Source organism: Pacificitalea manganoxidans (genome assembly GCF_002504165.1).
GTDB lineage: Bacteria > Pseudomonadota > Alphaproteobacteria > Rhodobacterales > Rhodobacteraceae > Pacificitalea > Pacificitalea manganoxidans.
Map to the genome: position 1 here is coordinate 2,975,169 of NZ_CP021404.1, position 18,867 is coordinate 2,994,035.

Genomic DNA, 18,867 nt, shown 5'->3' on the forward strand with positions numbered 1-18,867 from the left:
TCAGTTCTCCTCAGCGATCGCGACGCGGACGGGAGCCGCCGCCGCTTTCCTGGAGCTCCGTGTGACGACGGTCACGAGCAGACGGGTCATGCTCCATGATCTCGCCTTTGAAGATCCAGACCTTCACACCGATGATGCCATAGGGGGTCGAGCCCTCGGCATGGGCGTAGTCGATATCGGCCCGCAGGGTGTGCAGCGGCACGCGACCTTCGCGATACCATTCGGTCCGAGCGATCTCGGCGCCGCCAAGGCGGCCCGCGACGTTAACCCGGATACCCAGCGCACCCATGCGCATGGCGTTCTGAACCGAACGCTTCATGGCACGGCGGAAGCTGACACGACGCTCCAGCTGTTGCGCGATCGACTCGGCGACCAGCGCGGCATCCAGTTCCGGCTTGCGCACTTCAACGATGTTGAGGTGCAGCTCGCTGTCGGTCATCTTGGCCAGCTTCTTGCGAAGCACCTCGATGTCCGCACCCTTCTTACCGATGATAACACCGGGGCGGGCGGTATGGATCGTAACGCGGCACTTCTTGTGCGGACGCTCGATGATGACGCGGCTGATGCCGGCCTGCTTGCACTCGGTCTCGATGAATTCGCGGATCGCGATATCTTCGAGCAGCAGATCACCGTAATCCTTGGTGTCGGCATACCAGCGGCTGTCCCAGGTGCGGTTGACCTGGAGGCGCATGCCGATCGGATTGACCTTATGTCCCATTAGGCTTGCTCCTCAACTTGACGCACGGTGATCGTCAGTTCCGAGAACGGCTTGACGATCCGACCGAACCGGCCACGCGCCCGCGGACGACCGCGCTTCATGGTCAGGTTCTTGCCGACATAGGCTTCGGCGACGATCAGCTCATCCACGTCGAGATTATGGTTGTTCTCGGCGTTGGCGATGGCGGACTGAAGACATTTCTTCACGTCTGCGGCGATCCGCTTCTTGGAGAAGGTCAGCTCGGCCATAGCCTTGTCGACTTTCTTGCCGCGGATCATCTGAGCCACGAGGTTCAGCTTCTGGGGGCTGGTGCGGAGCATCCGCGCCTTGGCCAGCGCTTCATTCTCTGCCACGCGGCGAGGGTTCTTTTCCTTGCCCATGACTTATTTCCTCTTCGCTTTCTTATCAGCCGCGTGACCGTAGTAGGTCCGGGTCGGCGAATACTCACCGAACTTCTGGCCGATCATGTCTTCGGACACGTTCACCGGAATGTGCTTGTGACCGTTGTAGACACCAAAGGTGAGGCCCACGAACTGGGGCAGGATAGTCGAACGGCGCGACCAGATCTTGATGACCTCGTTGCGGCCCGACTCGCGGGATTTTTCGGCCTTTTTGAGGACGTAAGCGTCGACAAACGGGCCTTTCCAGACAGCGCGCGACATGGATCAGCGCCCCTTCTTCTTGGCGTGCCGCGAGCGGATGATCAGCTTGCTGGACGCCTTGTTTTTGTTGCGAGTGCGAGCACCCTTCGTCGGCTTACCCCACGGCGTAACCGGGTTACGACCGCCCGAGGTCCGGCCTTCACCACCGCCATGCGGGTGATCGACCGGGTTCATGACCACACCACGCACCGACGGGCGCTTGCCCAGGTGACGGTTGCGGCCGGCTTTGCCGAGGTTCTGGTTGCTGTTGTCGGGGTTCGACACGGCACCAACGGTTGCCATGCATTCCTGACGCACCATGCGCAGCTCGCCCGAGGACAGGCGAATCTGAGCGTAGCCACCGTCACGACCGACGAACTGGGCATAGGTGCCCGCGGCGCGTGCGATCTGGCCGCCCTTGCCGGGCTTCATCTCGATGTTGTGGACGATCGTTCCGATCGGCATGCCGGAGAAGGGCATCGCGTTGCCGGGCTTCACATCGGCCTTGGCCGAGGAAATGATCTTGTCACCGATTGCGAGACGCTGGGGAGCGAGAATGTAGGTCTGCTCACCGTCTTCGTACTGGATCAGCGCGATGAACGCGGTCCGGTTCGGGTCATATTCGATCCGTGCGACGACTGCGGACACGTCGAATTTGTTCCGCTTGAAGTCGACGATGCGGTAGAGACGCTTCGCCCCGCCGCCGCGGCGGCGCATCGTGATCCGTCCGGTGTTGTTCCGGCCGCCGTTCTTCGTCAGACCCTGAGTAAGGGCCTTGACGGGGCGACCTTTCCAAAGCTCCGAACGGTCGATCAGAACCAGCCCGCGCTGGCCAGGCGTCGTCGGTTTATACGACTTGAGTGCCATGCTTTCTGTCTTCCGTAGCTTTGCGCTCCCACGAAACGGGAGCGGTTCTTACAAAAAACCAAGGCCCCGGATCGACCGGGGCCATGGTGATGGGCTCCTGTATTAGAGGCCCGTGGTCACGTCAATAGTGTTCCCCTCCTCGAGGGTCACATAGGCTTTTTTGACGTCTTTCCGCTTGCCGAGCTGGCCGCGGAAGCGCTTGACTTTACCCTTGGTGATGGTCGTGTTCACGGCCTTCACCTTCACGCCGAAGAGCTCTTCGATCGCTTCTTTGATCTGGGGTTTGGTCGAATCGACGGAGACCTCAAAAACGACGGCGTTCGCCTCGGAGGCCATGGTGGCCTTCTCGGTGATCACCGGCTTGCGGATCACGTCGTAATGTTGCGGCTTCGCACTCATTTCAGTCGAGCCTCCAGAGCTTCGACACCCGCCTTCGTGATCACGAGAGTGTCACGCTTCAGGATGTCCATCACGTTAGCGCCCATGCTCGGCAGGACGTCCAGACCCTTGATGTTGGCGGCGGCCTTGGAGAAGCTTTCGTTCACCTCGGAGCCGTCAATGATCAGGACGCGCTTCCAGCCCAGCTCCTTGACCTGACGGGCCAGGACCGAGGTCTTGGCTTCGGCCAGATCGATGTTGTCCAGGACAACCAGGTTGCCGGACGCGGCCTTGGAGCTCAGCGCATGTTTCAGACCCAGCTTGCGGATCTTCTTGGGAAGATCGTGGGCGTGGGACCGCGGGGTCGGACCTTTGTAGATACCACCCTTACGGAAGATCGGCGCGTTGCGGTCACCGTGGCGTGCGCCGCCGGTGCCCTTCTGGCGATAGATCTTCTTGGTCGAGTAGGAGGTCTCAGACCGGGTTTTCACCTTGTGGGTGCCAGCCTGCGCTTTGTTGCGCTGCCAGCGGACCACACGGTGCAGGATGTCGGCACGGGGTTCCAGGCCGAAGATCTCGTCGTCGAGATCGACGGAGCCGGCGGAGCCCGCGTCCAGTTTGATCACGTCGAGTTTCATTCTTCGCCTTCCTTCTTCTCGGCCTCGATGGAAGCCTCAGCCTCCTTCAGGGCAGCGGCTTCCTGAGCAGCTTGCTCCTCAGCGGCGGCCTTTGCGGCGGCTTCTTCCTCGGCAGCGGCCTGAGCGGCGGCTTCCTCGGCAGCTTTCGCGGCGGCTTCGGCTGCGGAACGCAGGGCACCGGGCAGGATCGCGTTCTCGGGGAACGGTTTCTTGACGGCGTCCTTGATCGTGACCCAGCCACCTTTGGAGCCCGGAACGGCGCCTTTGACCATGATCAGGCCACGGTCGGCGTCGGTCTGGACGACCTGCAGGTTCTGGGTGGTAACACGCGCAGCACCCATGTGACCGGCCATCTTCTTACCTTTGAAGACGCGGCCCGGATCCTGACACTGACCGGTAGAGCCGTGGGCACGGTGAGAGATCGACACACCATGGGAGGCCCGCAGACCACCGAAGTTGTGACGCTTCATCGCCCCTTGGAAGCCCTTACCGATGGAGGTGCCGGACACGTCCACGAACTGGCCTGCGAAGTAATGATCGGCGGTGATTTCCTCACCGACCGCGATCAGGTTCTCAGCGGCGACGCGGAATTCCGCGATCTTCCGCTTGGGTTCGACCTTAGCGGCGGAGAAGTGACCGCGCATGGCCTGCGAGGTCCGCTTCGCTTTTGCGGTACCGGCGCCGAGCTGGATGGCGGTGTAGCCGTCCTTCTCGGCCGTACGCTGAGCGACGACCTGCAGTTTGTCGAGTTGAAGAACGGTAACAGGAATCTGTTTGCCGTCTTCTTGGAAGATACGGGTCATCCCGACCTTCTTTGCGATAACGCCAGAGCGCAACATCTGGGGAAGCCCTCCTTAAACCTTGATCTCGACGTCGACACCGGCAGCGAGGTCGAGCTTCATGAGCGCGTCCACGGTCTGCGGGGTCGGGTCAATGATGTCGAGAAGACGCTTGTGGGTGCGGATTTCCCACTGGTCGCGCGACTTCTTGTCGATATGCGGGCCACGGAGGACCGTGAACTTTTCGATCTTGTTCGGCAGCGGGATCGGGCCACGCACCTGGGCGCCCGTCCGTTTCGCGGTGCTGACGATCTCCTGGGTGCTGGCATCCAGGACCCGGTAGTCGAACGCTTTCAGCCGAATGCGAATGTTTTGGCTCTGCATTTTAGTGCCTTTCGCGGCGTTGGAGTTGATAGGTGGGCCCCCGGATCATCCCGGAGGCCCACGTCGAACCCGAAGGTATTTTTTCGTTACTCGATGATTTTCGAGACGACGCCGGCGCCGACGGTGCGGCCGCCTTCGCGGATGGCGAAGCGCAGACCGTCTTCCATGGCGATCGGCGCGATCAGTTCAACGGCGAACTTCAGGTTGTCGCCGGGCATGACCATCTCGGTGCCCTCGGGCAGCGTGACGGTGCCGGTGACGTCCGTGGTCCGGAAGTAGAACTGCGGGCGGTAGTTCGCAAAGAACGGAGTGTGACGGCCACCTTCCTCTTTGGTGAGGATGTAGGCTTCGGCCTCGAACTTCGTGTGCGGCTTCACCGAACCCGGCTTACACAGAACCTGACCACGCTCGACGCCTTCACGGTCGATGCCGCGCAGCAGGGCGCCGATGTTGTCGCCGGCTTCCCCGCGATCCAGCAGCTTGCGGAACATTTCGACGCCGGTGCAGGTGGTTTTCTTGGTGTCGCGGATGCCCACGATTTCCAGTTCGTCACCCACGTTGACGACGCCACGCTCGACACGGCCGGTCACAACGGTGCCGCGGCCCGAGATCGAGAACACGTCTTCGATCGGCATCAGGAACGGCTGGTCCACGGCGCGCTCGGGCGTCGGGATGTAGTCGTCGACAGCCGCCATCAGTTCGCGGATCTTGTTCTCGCCGATTTCCGGGTCACGGCCTTCCATCGCCGCCAGAGCGGAGCCCGCAACGATCGGGATATCGTCGCCGGGGAACTCGTAGGACGACAGCAGTTCGCGGATTTCCATCTCGACGAGCTCCAGAAGCTCCTCGTCATCCACCTGGTCGACCTTGTTCATGAACACGACCAGCGCGGGCACGCCAACCTGACGGGCCAGCAGGATGTGCTCGCGGGTCTGGGGCATCGGGCCGTCGGCTGCGTTCACAACCAGAATGCCGCCGTCCATCTGCGCCGCACCGGTGATCATGTTCTTCACATAGTCAGCGTGGCCGGGGCAGTCGACATGGGCGTAGTGACGCGCTTCGGTCTCGTATTCCACATGCGCAGTCGAGATCGTGATGCCGCGGGCCTTCTCTTCGGGCGCGCCGTCGATCTGGTCATAGGCGCGGAAGTCACCGAAATACTTCGTGATCGCAGCCGTCAGCGTCGTCTTGCCGTGGTCAACGTGACCCACGGTGCCGATGTTCACATGCGGTTTCGTACGCGCAAACTTTTCCTTAGCCATGATGGCCTCCTTTAGTCTTGGGGATTGGATGCGCGGCGCCGGAGGGCACCGCGCATCGTCACGTTAGGTTTAGGCGTACTTCGCCTGGATCTCTTCCGAGATGTTCTGCGGAACCGGCTCGTAGTGATCGAACTGCATGGTGAACTGGGCGCGGCCCGAGCTCATGGAACGCAGCGTGTTGATGTAGCCGAACATGTTCGCCAGCGGCACGAAAGCGTCGATCGCGATCGCGTTGCCACGGGTATCCTGGCCCTGCACCTGACCACGACGGGAGGTCAGGTCACCGATGATGCCGCCGGTATATTCTTCCGGCGTGATGACCTCGACCTTCATGATCGGCTCAAGCAGTTTCGCACCAGCGCGGCGCAGACCTTCACGCATGGCCATCCGGGATGCGATCTCGAATGCCAGAACGCTGGAGTCCACGTCGTGGAACTTACCGTCGATCAGAGCGACCTTGAAGTCGATGACCGGGAAGCCTGCCAGCGGGCCGCTGTCCATGACGGACTGGATGCCCTTTTCGACGCCGGGGATGTATTCCTTCGGCACCGAACCACCCACGATGCGGGATTCGAAGCTGTAGCCTTCGCCCGGCTCGGTGGGCGAAATGATCAGCTTGACCTCAGCGAACTGACCCGAACCACCCGACTGTTTCTTGTGGGTGTAGGTGTGCTCGATCTCGTGACCGATGGTCTCGCGATAGGCAACCTGCGGGGCACCGATGTTCGCCTCGACCTTGAATTCCCGCTTGAGGCGGTCAACCAGAATGTCGAGGTGAAGTTCGCCCATACCCTTCATGATGGTCTGGCCGGACTCGATGTCGGTTTCGACGCGGAAGGAGGGATCCTCGGCTGCAAGACGCTGCAGACCGGCGGACATCTTCTCTTGGTCGGCCTTCGTCTTGGGCTCGACCGCGATTTCGATGACCGGATCCGGGAAGGTCATGGTTTCCAGAACCACCGGGTCGTTGGTCGCGCAGAGCGTGTCACCCGTGGTGGTGCCCTTCAGGCCCGCCAACGCGATGATGTCGCCGGCAAATGCCTCGTCGATCTCTTCGCGGTTGTTCGAGTGCATCATCATCATACGACCGACGCGTTCCTTGTTCTCCTTGGTGGAGTTCAGGATGTTGTCGCCCTTCTTCAGCACGCCGGAATAAATCCGGGTGAAAGTCAGGGTGCCAACGAACGGGTCGTTCATGATTTTGAACGCCAGACCGGCAAACGGCATCGCATCATCAGCGCGGCGCGCGATGTTACGAACTTCTTCCTCGTCGCCCGGTTTGAAGCCCATGTAGTCAACCACGTCGAGCGGGCTCGGCAGGTAGTCGACAACAGCGTTCAGGAGGGGCTGGACGCCCTTGTTCTTGAACGCGGAGCCACACAGAACCGGAACGAAGGACAGCGACAGCGTGCCCTTACGGATCAGCTTGCGCAGAGTGGCAACATCGGGCTCTTCGCCTTCGAGATAGGCTTCCATAGCCGCATCGTCCTGCTCAACAGCATTCTCGATGAGCTTGGCGCGCCACTCGTCTGCGGTGTCCTTCAGTTCGTCACGGATCGGCTGACGAACCCAGGACGCGCCCAGATCTTCGCCTTTCCAGACCCACTCTTCCATGGTGATCAGGTCGACCATGCCTTCCAGCTCGGTCTCAGCGCCGATCGGAATCTGGATCGGGGCCGGGATCGCGCCGGTGCGGTCTGCGACCATCTGCACGCAGTTGAAGAAGTCTGCGCCGATCTTGTCCATCTTGTTGACGAACACGATCCGCGGCACTTTGTAGCGGTCAGCCTGACGCCACACGGTTTCGGTCTGGGGCTCAACACCGGCGTTGGCGTCGAGAACACAGATCGCACCGTCGAGAACCGCCAGCGAACGCTCGACTTCGATGGTGAAGTCGACGTGACCGGGGGTGTCGATGATGTTCATGCGGAACTTGGTGTCGTCCGTGCCCTCGGCGGTGGGATCTTCCTGCCACTGCCAGAACGTGGTCGTCGCGGCGGACGTGATCGTGATGCCGCGCTCCTGCTCCTGCTCCATCCAGTCCATCGTTGCGGCGCCGTCATGCACCTCACCGATGTTGTGGGATTTGCCGGTGTAGAACAGGATCCGCTCCGAGCAGGTGGTCTTGCCTGCGTCGATATGGGCCATGATCCCAAAGTTGCGGTAGCGTTCGAGCGGATATTCGCGTGCCATTGGTTCGGTCCTTAGGCGAAAGTGAATTTACCAGCGGTAATGGCTGAACGCTTTGTTGGCGTCGGCCATCTTGTGAGTGTCTTCCCGCTTTTTGACGGCGGTACCGCGGCTGTTGACCGCATCGGCCAGCTCGCCGGCAAGACGCTCTTCCATGGTGTTTTCGTTACGGTTGCGCGCGGCGGCGATCAGCCAGCGAATGGCCAGAGCCTCACGGCGCTCCGGGCGCACTTCGACCGGAACCTGGTAGGTCGCACCGCCAACCCGGCGGGAGCGGACTTCGACAGCAGGCTTCACGTTGTCGAGGGCCTCGGTGAACACCTCGATCGGGGAGCGCTTCAGCTTGCCCTCGACCCGGTCGAGCGCACCGTAGACGATCCGCTCGGCGACGGATTTCTTGCCGTCGAGCATGAGGTTGTTCATGAACTTGGTGAGAACCCGATCGCCATACTTGGCGTCGGGGAGCACTTCGCGTTTTTCGGCGGCGTGGCGGCGGGACATCTGTCGTCTCCTTACTTCGGACGCTTCGCGCCGTACTTCGAGCGGCGCTGCTTACGGTCTTTGACACCCTGGGTATCGAGAACACCGCGCAGGATGTGGTAACGCACGCCCGGAAGGTCTTTCACCCGGCCGCCGCGGATCAGGACAACCGAGTGTTCCTGAAGGTTGTGGCTTTCGCCGGGAATATAGCTGATGACCTCGAAACCGTTGGTCAGGCGCACCTTGGCAACCTTACGCATAGCCGAGTTCGGCTTCTTCGGCGTCGTGGTATAAACGCGGGTACATACGCCACGCTTCTGCGGGCACCCTTCCAGGTGCATCGACTTGGATCGTTTTACTTTGGGCTGCCGCGGCTTGCGGATCAGCTGTTGGATCGTCGGCATTCCGGTTCCCCGTCTAGCTCGTTCAATGTCATATGCGCCTCGCGCGTCCGCAAAACGCAAAAACCGCAGACGCTTCCCTTAATGGAAACGATGCGGTGGAATTCCAGAGGATCGGGGTATTTTCCAACCCGGATCGTGACCACTTCAGTTTTGCAAACCAGACAAGCGGGGTTACCCCCTGCGCCTGAGTGGCCGTGCTATATGGGGAGTCGCGGGGCTTGTCAACAGCGCCACCCTTGCCGGGAGCATAAAGGGCACTTGGCGCAGATCAGGGGGCGACTATGATGCCGCCATGATGGAAACACCCCCTGACGACACCGCCTCATCCCCTGCCCCACGGCCTCGGCTGCTATTGCATATAGGACAGCCCAAGACCGGGACCACCGCGCTCCAGCGCGCCCTGCATGCCGCCCGGCAGCACCTGCTGGACCAGCACGGCATCTATTACCCGGTCCTCAGTTCCCGTGGCACCCATACACGCCTGAAACCACATCTGCTGAATGCGCTGGATGAGGACGCGCGCCTTGTCCACCAGATGGGCGGAACCCATGCGGAGGCTATGGCGGAATCCGCGCGCGCCTGGGATCGCATCGGTACGGATATTCAGAAGATACGCCCGGACCAAGTGATTATCAGTTCTGAGTCGCTGTATAAGCCCCTCGACGACGGTCAGATCGCCCGCCTGCGCGGCCTGCTCGATCCGTGGTTTCGCGAGGTTCAGGTCGTCGTCTATCTCCGCGATCCTGTTTCGCGCTTTATCTCTGGCGCGCAGCAGCGGCTCAAGATCCGGGCCGAGTTTTCGCGCGGCTCCGGCTCAGCCTTGCGCGAAGTCATCGAGAGCTTTGAAAAGCTCGGATACCCTCTGGACGTCCGCTCGTTCGACACGGCACGGACCCACCCCAATGGCGTCGTTGCGGATTTCGCCGAGAGCTACCTGCCCGACACTGCGCGTGACGTTGTGATCGCCGAAGACACCCGTGCCAGCCACGCCGGCCGCACCGTCAACAGCAGCCTGTCCGCCGAGGCGATGTATCTGATGCAGAACCTTGCACGCGCCCGGGCCGCCATTGGTGCGCCATTGGACGGAGACGCCCCGCTGACATCGCGGCGCCGGGCGATCAAAGAACTTGATCAGGAGATCCCGGGCTTCACCCGCCCTGTCCTGCGCCCCGCCATAGCGGAGATCTTGATGCGCCGGGATCGCAGCCTGACATGGGTACGGGATCGCTACGGCATCACGTTCGACCGCATCGACTATGACCTCGTCGGCACCGCGCCTGATGACGGGCTCGACCCGATGGGAGAGATCCGCGATGTGCAACAGATCTGCGAGGTCGATCTGGCGCGCGCGGCTTTGATCGAACGGGCTATCCCCCGCAAGCGGCTCGCGCGCCGATGGCGGCGACTGTTGCGCGGACACTGGCGTTAGGCGCACGGGCGGCCAAAGCGCCTTACTAGGACGACAAAAAACGGGCGGCGAATATATCGCCGCCCGTCGTTGTTTTTAGTGGCCCTGATCGATCAGGACGTCAATCACGATCACTCGCGGCTTTCCGGGGTCTCGACGAGGAAGTCCTCTTCGGTCCCGGCCGAGACGTCCTCGGCAGGTGCCGCCAGCGCGGCGGCGGCTTCGGCCTCCGCCTGACGCGCATCCACGACCTTCTGATCGCGGGCGGTCGCGATGGCGCGCACCTTCTGGGTCGCACCGCCGGTCCCAGCGGGGATCAGACGGCCCACGATCACGTTCTCCTTCAGACCAACCAGCTTGTCCCGCTTGCCCTGCACCGAAGCCTCGGTGAGCACGCGCGTGGTTTCCTGGAAGGACGCGGCAGAGATGAACGACCGGGTCTGAAGCGAAGCCTTGGTGATCCCCAGAAGGATCGGCTCGCCCTGTGCCGGACGCTTGCCACGCTTGAGCGCCTTCTCGTTGGCGGCGTCGAACTCGGCCTTGTCCACATGCTCGCCCTTGAGCAGCGTGGTCTCGCCCGAATCCAAGATCTCCCACTTCTGCAGCATCTGGCGAACGATCACCTCGATGTGCTTGTCATTGATCTTCACGCCCTGCAGTCGATAGACGTCCTGCACTTCGTTGATCATGTACTCGGCCAGAGCCTCGACACCCATGATCGACAGGATGTCATGCGGCGCCGGGTTGCCGTCCATGATGTAGTCGCCCTTCTGCACGAAGTCGCCTTCCTGCACCGGGATGTGCTTGCCCTTGGGGACCATGTATTCCACGGCCTCCATGGTATCGTCCGCAGGCTCGATCGTGATGCGGCGCTTGTTCTTGTAGTCGCGACCGAATTTCACATAGCCATCCGCCTCGGCGATGATGGCGTGATCCTTCGGACGACGCGCTTCGAACAGTTCGGCCACACGCGGCAGACCACCGGTAATGTCCTTGGTCTTGGCGCCTTCACGCGGGATACGCGCAACGACGTCACCGGCCTTCACGACCTGACCTTCTTCGACCGACAGAACCGCATCGACGGACATCGGGTAGGACACCGGGTTGCCCGCATCGTTGCGCATGGGCTCACCGGTTTCGGGGTCCATGACGATGATTTCGGGCTTCAGATCGTTGCCTTTCGGCGCCGCGCGCCAATCGGTGACGATCTTCTGGGTCATGCCGGTCGCATCGTCGGTCTCGTCGCGCACGGCAATACCGGACACGAGGTCGACATACTTTGCGATACCGCCCTTCTCGGCGATGATCGGCAGGGTATAGGGATCCCATTCGAACAGTTTGTCGCCGCGCGTCACATCGGCCCCGTCCCGGACGAACACCTTCGTCCCGTAGGAGATCTTGTGGCTCGCGCGCTCCTCGCCATGCTCATCGAGGATGGCCAGCTGCATGTTCCGGCCCATCGCGATCTGCTCACCCGCCTCGTTTTCGAGGATTTGGGCGTTGCGGAACTCGATTTTGCCGGACTGCGACGCTTCGAGGAAGGACTGTTGACCACCCTGTGCAACACCGCCGATGTGGAAGGTCCGCATCGTCAGCTGGGTGCCCGGCTCACCGATGGACTGGGCCGCGATGATACCGACAGCCTCGCCCTGGTTGACCAGCGTGCCGCGTGCAAGGTCACGACCATAGCACATGGCGCAGACGCCCTCTTCGGCCTCACAGGTCAGCGGCGAACGAATGCGCATGGATGCGACGCCACCGGCCTCGATCTGATCCGCCTTGCGTTCGTCGATCAGCTCGCCCTTGGCGACCAGAACCTCGTCGGTGCCCGGTGCCAGAACATCCTCGGCCGCGACGCGACCCAGAATTCGCTCGGCAAGCGAGGCGACGACTTCGCCGTCATTGACGGCAGGCTCGGCGGTCACGGCCAGTTCGGTGCCACAGTCGTGCTGACGCACGATGCAGTCCTGCGCCACGTCGACGAGACGACGGGTCAGGTAGCCGGAGTTGGCGGTCTTCAGAGCGGTATCCGACAGACCCTTACGGGCGCCGTGGGTGGAGTTGAAGTACTCCAACACGGTCAGACCTTCTTTGAAGTTCGAGATGATCGGCGTTTCGATGATCTCACCGGACGGCTTGGCCATCAAGCCGCGCATGCCGCCCAGCTGTTTCATCTGGGTGACCGAGCCACGGGCACCGGAGTGGGCCATCATGTAGACCGAGTTCGGTTCATGCTCCGCGCCATTCTCGTCGTATTTCTTCGACGAAATAGTGGTCATCATCGCTTCGGTGACCTTGTCGTTACACTTCGACCAGGCATCCACGACTTTGTTGTACTTCTCGCCCTGGGTGATCAGGCCGTCCATGTACTGCTGTTCAAAGTCCTTCACCTGATCGCGCGTTTCATCGACGATCGTCCATTTGGTGTCGGGAATGACCATGTCGTCCTTGCCGAACGAGATGCCCGCCTTGAACGCTTCTTTGAAGCCCATCGACATGATCTGATCGCAGAAGATGACCGACTCTTTCTGACCGCAGTAACGGTAGACGGTGTCGATGACCTGCTGCACTTCCTTCTTCCGCAGAAGACGGTTCACCAGATCGAAGGGTGCCTTGGTGTTGAGCGGCAGCAGACCGCCCAGGCGCGCACGGCCCGGCGTGGTCTCGAAGCGACGCATCACTTCGTTGCCCTCATCGTCGATCTGCTTCAGCCGTGCTTGGATCTTGGCGTGCAGATGCACCTCGCCGGCGTTCAGGGCATGCTCGATCTCTTCGATCGAGCCGAAGATCATGCCTTCACCCTTCATGCCTTCGCGCTGCATGGTGATGTAGTAGAGACCCAAGATCATATCCTGCGACGGAACGATGATCGGCGCGCCGTTGGCGGGCGACAGAACGTTGTTCGTCGACATCATCAAGACGCGCGCTTCCAGCTGGGCCTCAAGGCTCAGCGGGACGTGCACAGCCATCTGGTCACCGTCGAAGTCAGCGTTGAACGCCGAGCAGACGAGCGGGTGCAGCTGGATGGCCTTACCTTCGACCAGCGTGGGTTCGAAGGCCTGAATGCCCAGACGGTGCAGGGTCGGCGCACGGTTCAGCAGAACCGGGTGCTCGCGGATCACCTCGTCGAGGATATCCCACACCTCGGGGCGCTCTTTCTCGACCAGTTTCTTGGCCTGTTTCACCGTCGAGCTGAGACCCTTGGCCTCCAGCCGTGAATAGATGAACGGCTTGAACAGTTCGAGCGCCATCTTCTTGGGCAGGCCGCACTGGTGCAGCTTCAATTCGGGGCCGGTCACGATGACCGAACGACCGGAGAAGTCGACGCGCTTACCCAAAAGGTTCTGACGGAAGCGACCCTGCTTACCCTTCAGCATGTCGCTGAGCGATTTCAGCGGACGCTTGTTGGCACCGGTGATGACCCGGCCACGACGACCGTTGTCAAAGAGCGCGTCGACGGATTCCTGCAACATCCGCTTTTCGTTGCGAATGATGATGTCCGGCGCGCGCAGCTCGATCAGCCGCTTCAGACGGTTGTTCCGGTTGATGACCCGGCGATATAGATCGTTCAGATCGGACGTCGCAAAGCGACCACCGTCCAGCGGCACCAGCGGGCGCAGCTCGGGCGGGATCACGGGGATTACGGTCAGGACCATCCATTCCGGACGGTTGCCGGATTCGAGGAAGCTTTCAACGATCTTCAGACGCTTGATGATCTTCTTGGGCTTCAGCTCACCAGTGGCTTCCGACAGATCGGCGCGCAGCTGTTCGGCCTCGGCCTCCAGATCGATCTGGGCGAGCATTTCGCGGATTGCTTCGGCACCGATATTGGCGGTGAACGCGTCCATGCCATAGGCGTCCTGCGCGTCCATGAACTCTTCTTCGGTCATCAGCTGACCGTAGGTGAGATCCGTCAGGCCCGGCTCAATGACGACATAGTTCTCGAAGTAGAGGATCCGCTCCAGATCGCGCAGCGTCATGTCGAGCATGAGGCCGATCCGGCTCGGAAGCGACTTCAGGAACCAGATGTGAGCAACGGGCGCGGCCAGTTCGATATGGCCCATACGCTCGCGGCGCACTTTCTGCAGGGTAACTTCGACGCCACATTTCTCGCAGACGACGCCGCGATACTTCATGCGCTTATACTTACCGCAAAGGCATTCGTAGTCTTTGATCGGGCCAAAGATCCGGGCACAGAACAGACCATCGCGCTCCGGCTTGAAGGTCCGGTAGTTGATGGTCTCGGGCTTCTTGATTTCACCATAGGACCAGCTGAGGATCCGTTCCGGCGACGCCAGGGACACCTTGATCTCGTCGAAGACTTTCGGCGGGGTCAGGGGGTTGAACGGGTTGTTGGTGATTTCCTGGTTCATTTCAAAATCCTTGAATTTGGGCGGAAGGGAGAGGCGTGAGGCAGGCCTGAGCCCGCCTCACGAGAGCCGGTGAGCGGCTCAGTCCTCTCCCTCCGAGTCCAGGAGTTCCATGTTGAGGCCCAGACCCCGGACCTCTTTGACCAGCACGTTGAAGCTTTCCGGCACGCCAGCCTCGAAGTTGTCTTCGCCCTTGACGATCGACTCGTAGACCTTGGTCCGGCCTGCAACGTCGTCCGATTTGACGGTGAGCATCTCCTGCAGGGTGTAGGCGGCGCCATAGGCCTCCAATGCCCAGACCTCCATCTCCCCGAAGCGCTGACCACCGAACTGCGCCTTACCACCCAACGGCTGCTGGGTGACGAGGCTGTAGGGGCCGGTCGAACGGGCGTGGATCTTGTCGTCCACCAAGTGATGCAGCTTCAGCAGGTATTTGACACCCACGGTCACATGACGTGCGAATTGCTCGCCCGTGCGACCATCGAACAGGACGGACTGGCCGCTCTGATCGAAACCTGCACGCTTCAGCGCATCGTTGACATCAGGCTCCTTGGCACCGTCGAAAACCGGCGTCGCGATCGGCACACCACGGGTCACGTTGGTGGCCGCCTCGATCACGCGATCGTCGTTGGCATCGGTGAAGCCTTCTTCGTAGACGTCATCGCCATAGGCAATGCGGAGCGCTTCCTTGACCGGGGTCAGGTCGCCGGAGCGGCGATAGCCCTGCAGGGCCTCGTCGATCTGGATGCCCAAGCCACGGGACGCCCAACCCATATGGGTCTCAAGGATCTGCCCAACGTTCATCCGCGACGGCACGCCGAGCGGGTTGAGGCAGAAATCGACGGGCGTGCCATCCGCAAGGAACGGCATGTCTTCGACGGGCACAACGCGGGAAATAACACCCTTGTTGCCGTGACGACCGGCCATCTTGTCGCCCGGCTGCAGCTTGCGCTTCACCGCCACGAACACCTTGACCATCTTCATCACGCCCGGCGGCAGGTCGTCGCCGCGGCGGACCTTCTCGACCTTGTCCTCGAACCGCGCGTCGAGAGCGCGCTTCTGCGCCTCATACTGCGCGTGGAGGGCTTCGATCTGGGCCGCGTCGGCCTCGTCTTCCAGCGCCAGCTGCCACCAGTGACCTTTGGACAGGGTGTCCAGCGTGTCCTGCGTGACTTCGGTGTTGGCCTTGAACCCGCGCGGGCCTTTGACCGCCACCTTGCCCAGCAGCATCGAGCTCAGACGTGCGTAGATGTTGCGATCAAGGATGACGAGCTCGTCGTCCCGGTCACGCGACAGACGCTCGACTTCTTCACGCTCGATCTGCAATGCACGTTCGTCTTTCTCAACGCCGTGACGGTTGAAGACGCGCACTTCGACGACGGTGCCGAAATCGCCCGGCTTGACCCGCAGCGAGGTATCGCGCACGTCGCTGGCCTTCTCACCGAAGATGGCGCGCAGGAGTTTCTCCTCCGGCGTCATCGGGCTTTCGCCCTTCGGCGTGATCTTACCGACCAGAATGTCGCCCGGTTCCACGTCTGCACCGATATAGACGATGCCCGCCTCGTCGAGGTTGCGCAGGGCTTCCTCGCCGACGTTCGGAATGTCGCGGGTGATCTCTTCCGGCCCGAGCTTCGTGTCACGCGCGGCGACTTCGAATTCCTCGATATGGATCGAGGTGAACACGTCGTCATAGGCGATCCGCTCGGAGATGAGGATCGAGTCTTCGTAGTTGTAGCCGTTCCACGGCATGAACGCGACGATGACATTTTTACCCAGAGCCAGTTCGCCCATCTCGGTCGAGGGGCCATCTGCAATGACTTCGCCCTTCTGAACGGTGTCGCCCACCTTCACCAGCGGACGCTGGTTGATGCAAGTGTTCTGGTTCGAACGCTGGAACTTGCGCAGACGGTAGATGTCCACGCCGGGATCGCCCGGCTCCAGATCGCTGGTGGCGCGCACGACGATACGCTGGGCATCGACCTGATCGATGATCCCGCCGCGCGCAGCCATGATCGCCGCACCGGAATCCCGTGCCACGACTTCTTCGATGCCGGTGCCGACCAGCGGTGCCTCGGCCCGCAGAAGCGGAACCGCCTGACGCTGCATGTTCGAGCCCATGAGAGCGCGGTTGGCGTCGTCGTTTTCGAGGAACGGGATCAGCGATGCGGCGACCGAAACCAACTGTTTCGGCGAGACGTCGATCAGGTCCACGTTCTCATTCGGCGCCAGCATGTATTCGCCCGACTGGCGGGTGCTGACCAGATCGTTGATGAACTTGCCTTCACCGTCGAGGTTGGCGTTCGCCTGCGCCACGGTGTGCCGCATTTCCTCGGTGGCGGACATGTAGTGAACCTCATCGGTCACCTGCCCGTCCTTCACCACCCGGTAGGGGGTTTCGATGAAGCCATATTTGTTCACGCGGGCATAGGTGGCCAGCGAGTTGATCAGACCGATGTTCGGGCCTTCCGGCGTTTCAATCGGGCACATCCGACCATAGTGGGTCGGGTGCACGTCGCGCACTTCGAAACCGGCACGCTCACGGGTCAGACCGCCCGGCCCGAGGGCCGACAGGCGCCGCTTATGCGTCACTTCCGACAGCGGGTTGGTCTGGTCCATGAACTGCGACAGCTGCGAGGAGCCGAAGAATTCACGCACAGCCGCGGCGGCGGGTTTGGCGTTGATCAGATCCTGCGGCATCACGGTGTCGATCTCGACAGAGGACATACGCTCCTTGATGGCGCGTTCCATCCGCAGCAGGCCGACGCGATACTGATTTTCCATCAGTTCGCCCACGGACCGCACGCGACGGTTGCCGAGGTGGTCGATGTCGTCGATTTCGCCACGGCCATCGCGCAGTTCGACCAGCGCCTTGATGCAGGCGATGATGTCTTCGCGGCGCAGGGTGCGCTGGGTGTCTTCGGCATCGAGGTTGAGACGCATGTTCATCTTGACCCGGCCCACGGCGGACAGGTCGTAACGCTCGCTATCGAAGAAGAGCGTGTCGAACAGCGCGGAGGCGGCCTCGACGGTGGGCGGCTCACCCGGACGCATGACGCGGTAGATGTCCATGAGCGCGCTGTCGCGGTTCATGTTTTTGTCCATCGCGACGGTGTTGCGGATGTAGGGACCGACGGAAATGTTGTCGATGTCCAGCACCGGAATCTCGGTGATGCCCGCGTCCAGAAGATCCTTCAGCGTGCCGCCGGTGACGTCACCATCCTTCGAGTATTCGAGCGTCAGCTCATCGCCGGCTTCGACATAGATCGCGCCGGTGTCCTCGTTGATGATGTCCTTCGCCACGAACCGGCCCACGATCTGGTCGTAGGGCAGCAGCAGGTGGGTGACGGAGCCTTCGTCCTTCAGCTTCTTCACGGTGCGCGGGGTCACCTTGTCGCCGGCCTTTGCGATCACTTCGCCGGTATCGGCGTCGATCAGGTCATAGGTCGGACGGGTGCCGCGAACGCGATCCGGGAAGAACGGCGTGCGCCAGCCGCGGTTCTGCTGCAGTTCGAACTGAACAGTGTTGTAATAGGCATCCATGATGCCTTCTTGATCGAGACCCAGCGCATAAAGCAGGGTCGTTACCGGCAGCTTCCGGCGACGGTCGATCCGTGCAAACACGATGTCCTTGGCGTCGAATTCGAAATCGAGCCAGGAGCCGCGATAGGGAATGATGCGGCAGGCGAACAGCAGTTTGCCCGAGGAATGGGTCTTGCCCTTGTCGTGGTCAAAGAACACGCCCGGCGACCGGTGCATCTGGGACACGATAACCCGCTCGGTCCCGTTGACGACAAAGGTGCCATTCGGCGTCATCAGGGGCATGTCGCCCATGAAAACGTCCTGTTCCTTGATGTCCTTGACGGATTTCGCGCCGGTATCTTCGTCGATATCGAACACGATCAGACGGAGGGTCACCTTCAGCGGGGCGCTGTAGGTCATGTCACGTTGCTGACATTCCTCGACGTCGTATTTGGGCTTTTCGAGTTCGTATTTCACGAATTCGAGCACGGCAGTCTCGTTGAAATCCTTGATCGGGAAAACCGACTGGAACACGCCCTTGATGCCTTCGCCGTCAAGCGGGTCGGGCTGGTCGCCGGATTTCAGGAACAGGTCGTAGGAGGATTTCTGAACCTCGATGAGGTTCGGCATCTCCAGGACTTCACGGATCTTGCCGTAATACTTGCGGAGTCGCTTCTGGCCGAGGAAGGTCTTCGCCATGTGGATCGTCACCTTTCGTCTGTCGCGCATGCAGGCCTGCGGGAAAGGCCGCACCGCTCACGAATGAAGGGGGTTTGAGGTCCAATTCCTGCATACCGTCCCACCGGCAGCTCCCGAACCTGCGAACTCC

Annotated in this window: 15 protein-coding genes; 1 reads left to right on the forward strand and 14 read right to left on the reverse strand. The window is 61.3% G+C overall.

The features are described from left to right. Positions 1-10: 10 nt before the first annotated feature. From rpsC to rpsL, 12 genes are all read right to left on the reverse strand, one after another. Entirely contained in the window at positions 11-718 is a 708-nt protein-coding gene (rpsC, locus tag CBW24_RS13635; protein ID WP_088664687.1) for a 30S ribosomal protein S3, read from the reverse strand. Beyond that, on the reverse strand, positions 718-1,098 hold the full coding sequence (gene rplV, locus CBW24_RS13640; protein WP_088664688.1) for a 50S ribosomal protein L22: 381 nt from the start codon (positions 1,096-1,098) through the stop codon (positions 718-720). Before rplV ends, rpsC begins: the two co-directional genes overlap by 1 nt. Before the next feature lie 3 nt (positions 1,099-1,101). Beyond that, positions 1,102-1,380 (reverse strand): 30S ribosomal protein S19, encoded by a 279-nt coding sequence (rpsS, locus tag CBW24_RS13645; protein WP_088664689.1) that lies wholly within the window; start codon positions 1,378-1,380, stop codon positions 1,102-1,104. A 3-nt stretch (positions 1,381-1,383) separates the two neighbouring features. Further along, entirely contained in the window at positions 1,384-2,226 is an 843-nt protein-coding gene (gene rplB / locus CBW24_RS13650; protein ID WP_088664690.1) for a 50S ribosomal protein L2, read from the reverse strand. A 102-nt stretch (positions 2,227-2,328) separates the two neighbouring features. Beyond that, positions 2,329-2,625: a 50S ribosomal protein L23 gene (locus tag CBW24_RS13655; protein ID WP_088664691.1), complete on the reverse strand. Its 297-nt coding sequence runs from the start codon at positions 2,623-2,625 to the stop codon at positions 2,329-2,331. Beyond that, positions 2,622-3,242 carry a 50S ribosomal protein L4 gene (gene rplD, locus CBW24_RS13660; RefSeq protein ID WP_088664692.1) on the reverse strand — a complete coding sequence of 207 codons (621 nt, stop codon included), beginning with the start codon at positions 3,240-3,242 and terminating at the stop codon, positions 2,622-2,624. The genes CBW24_RS13655 and rplD overlap by 4 nt, the downstream gene beginning before the upstream one ends. Next, on the reverse strand, positions 3,239-4,081 hold the full coding sequence (gene rplC / locus CBW24_RS13665; RefSeq protein WP_088664693.1) for a 50S ribosomal protein L3: 843 nt from the start codon (positions 4,079-4,081) through the stop codon (positions 3,239-3,241). The genes rplD and rplC overlap by 4 nt, the downstream gene beginning before the upstream one ends. A gap of 15 nt (positions 4,082-4,096) precedes the next feature. Continuing rightward, positions 4,097-4,405, reverse strand: coding sequence for a 30S ribosomal protein S10 (gene rpsJ, locus CBW24_RS13670; protein ID WP_088664694.1), 309 nt, complete (start codon positions 4,403-4,405; stop codon positions 4,097-4,099). 86 nt (positions 4,406-4,491) lie between these two features. Then, entirely contained in the window at positions 4,492-5,667 is a 1,176-nt protein-coding gene (gene tuf, locus CBW24_RS13675) for an elongation factor Tu (RefSeq protein ID WP_088665145.1), read from the reverse strand. 69 nt (positions 5,668-5,736) lie between these two features. Beyond that, positions 5,737-7,860, reverse strand: coding sequence for an elongation factor G (gene fusA, locus CBW24_RS13680; protein ID WP_088665023.1), 2,124 nt, complete (start codon positions 7,858-7,860; stop codon positions 5,737-5,739). Between the two features lie 27 nt (positions 7,861-7,887). Continuing rightward, a complete protein-coding gene (rpsG, locus tag CBW24_RS13685) occupies positions 7,888-8,358 on the reverse strand; it encodes a 30S ribosomal protein S7 (protein ID WP_088665024.1) in 471 nt (156 codons plus the stop codon). Between the two features lie 11 nt (positions 8,359-8,369). Next, positions 8,370-8,741 carry a 30S ribosomal protein S12 gene (gene rpsL / locus CBW24_RS13690; RefSeq protein ID WP_088665025.1) on the reverse strand — a complete coding sequence of 124 codons (372 nt, stop codon included), beginning with the start codon at positions 8,739-8,741 and terminating at the stop codon, positions 8,370-8,372. A 352-nt stretch (positions 8,742-9,093) separates the two neighbouring features. Here rpsL and CBW24_RS13700 point away from each other — a divergent pair, with 352 nt between their 5' ends. Then, positions 9,094-10,170, forward strand: a complete 1,077-nt coding sequence (locus tag CBW24_RS13700) for a hypothetical protein (RefSeq protein ID WP_198405188.1) — start codon at positions 9,094-9,096, stop codon at positions 10,168-10,170. A 110-nt stretch (positions 10,171-10,280) separates the two neighbouring features. Here CBW24_RS13700 and rpoC read toward each other — a convergent pair whose 3' ends face one another. Both rpoC and rpoB read right to left on the reverse strand, forming a co-directional pair. After that, positions 10,281-14,522, reverse strand: coding sequence for a DNA-directed RNA polymerase subunit beta' (gene rpoC, locus CBW24_RS13705; RefSeq protein WP_097373892.1), 4,242 nt, complete (start codon positions 14,520-14,522; stop codon positions 10,281-10,283). 78 nt (positions 14,523-14,600) lie between these two features. Then, the gene (gene rpoB, locus CBW24_RS13710; protein WP_097373893.1) at positions 14,601-18,737 is read right to left on the reverse strand and encodes a DNA-directed RNA polymerase subunit beta; all 4,137 of its coding nucleotides are present in this window, start codon (positions 18,735-18,737) and stop codon (positions 14,601-14,603) included. Between the last annotated feature and the right edge of the window lie 130 nt (positions 18,738-18,867).

What these genes read in the sequence shown, in the direction of transcription:
- rpsC (WP_088664687.1), bottom strand. Translation starts at nt 718, where the DNA reads ATGGGACATAAGGTCAATCCGATCGGCATGCGCCTCCAGGTCAACCGC.
- tuf (WP_088665145.1), bottom strand. Translation starts at nt 5,667, where the DNA reads ATGGCTAAGGAAAAGTTTGCGCGTACGAAACCGCATGTGAACATCGGC.
- CBW24_RS13655 (WP_088664691.1), bottom strand. Translation starts at nt 2,625, where the DNA reads ATGAGTGCGAAGCCGCAACATTACGACGTGATCCGCAAGCCGGTGATC.
- rpsG (WP_088665024.1), bottom strand. Translation starts at nt 8,358, where the DNA reads ATGTCCCGCCGCCACGCCGCCGAAAAACGCGAAGTGCTCCCCGACGCC.
- rplV (WP_088664688.1), bottom strand. Translation starts at nt 1,098, where the DNA reads ATGGGCAAGGAAAAGAACCCTCGCCGCGTGGCAGAGAATGAAGCGCTG.
- rplB (WP_088664690.1), bottom strand. Translation starts at nt 2,226, where the DNA reads ATGGCACTCAAGTCGTATAAACCGACGACGCCTGGCCAGCGCGGGCTG.
- rpsL (WP_088665025.1), bottom strand. Translation starts at nt 8,741, where the DNA reads ATGCCGACGATCCAACAGCTGATCCGCAAGCCGCGGCAGCCCAAAGTA.
- rpsS (WP_088664689.1), bottom strand. Translation starts at nt 1,380, where the DNA reads ATGTCGCGCGCTGTCTGGAAAGGCCCGTTTGTCGACGCTTACGTCCTC.
- rpoC (WP_097373892.1), bottom strand. Translation starts at nt 14,522, where the DNA reads ATGAACCAGGAAATCACCAACAACCCGTTCAACCCCCTGACCCCGCCG.
- rplD (WP_088664692.1), bottom strand. Translation starts at nt 3,242, where the DNA reads ATGAAACTCGACGTGATCAAACTGGACGCGGGCTCCGCCGGCTCCGTC.
- fusA (WP_088665023.1), bottom strand. Translation starts at nt 7,860, where the DNA reads ATGGCACGCGAATATCCGCTCGAACGCTACCGCAACTTTGGGATCATG.
- rpsJ (WP_088664694.1), bottom strand. Translation starts at nt 4,405, where the DNA reads ATGCAGAGCCAAAACATTCGCATTCGGCTGAAAGCGTTCGACTACCGG.
- rplC (WP_088664693.1), bottom strand. Translation starts at nt 4,081, where the DNA reads ATGTTGCGCTCTGGCGTTATCGCAAAGAAGGTCGGGATGACCCGTATC.
- rpoB (WP_097373893.1), bottom strand. Translation starts at nt 18,737, where the DNA reads ATGGCGAAGACCTTCCTCGGCCAGAAGCGACTCCGCAAGTATTACGGC.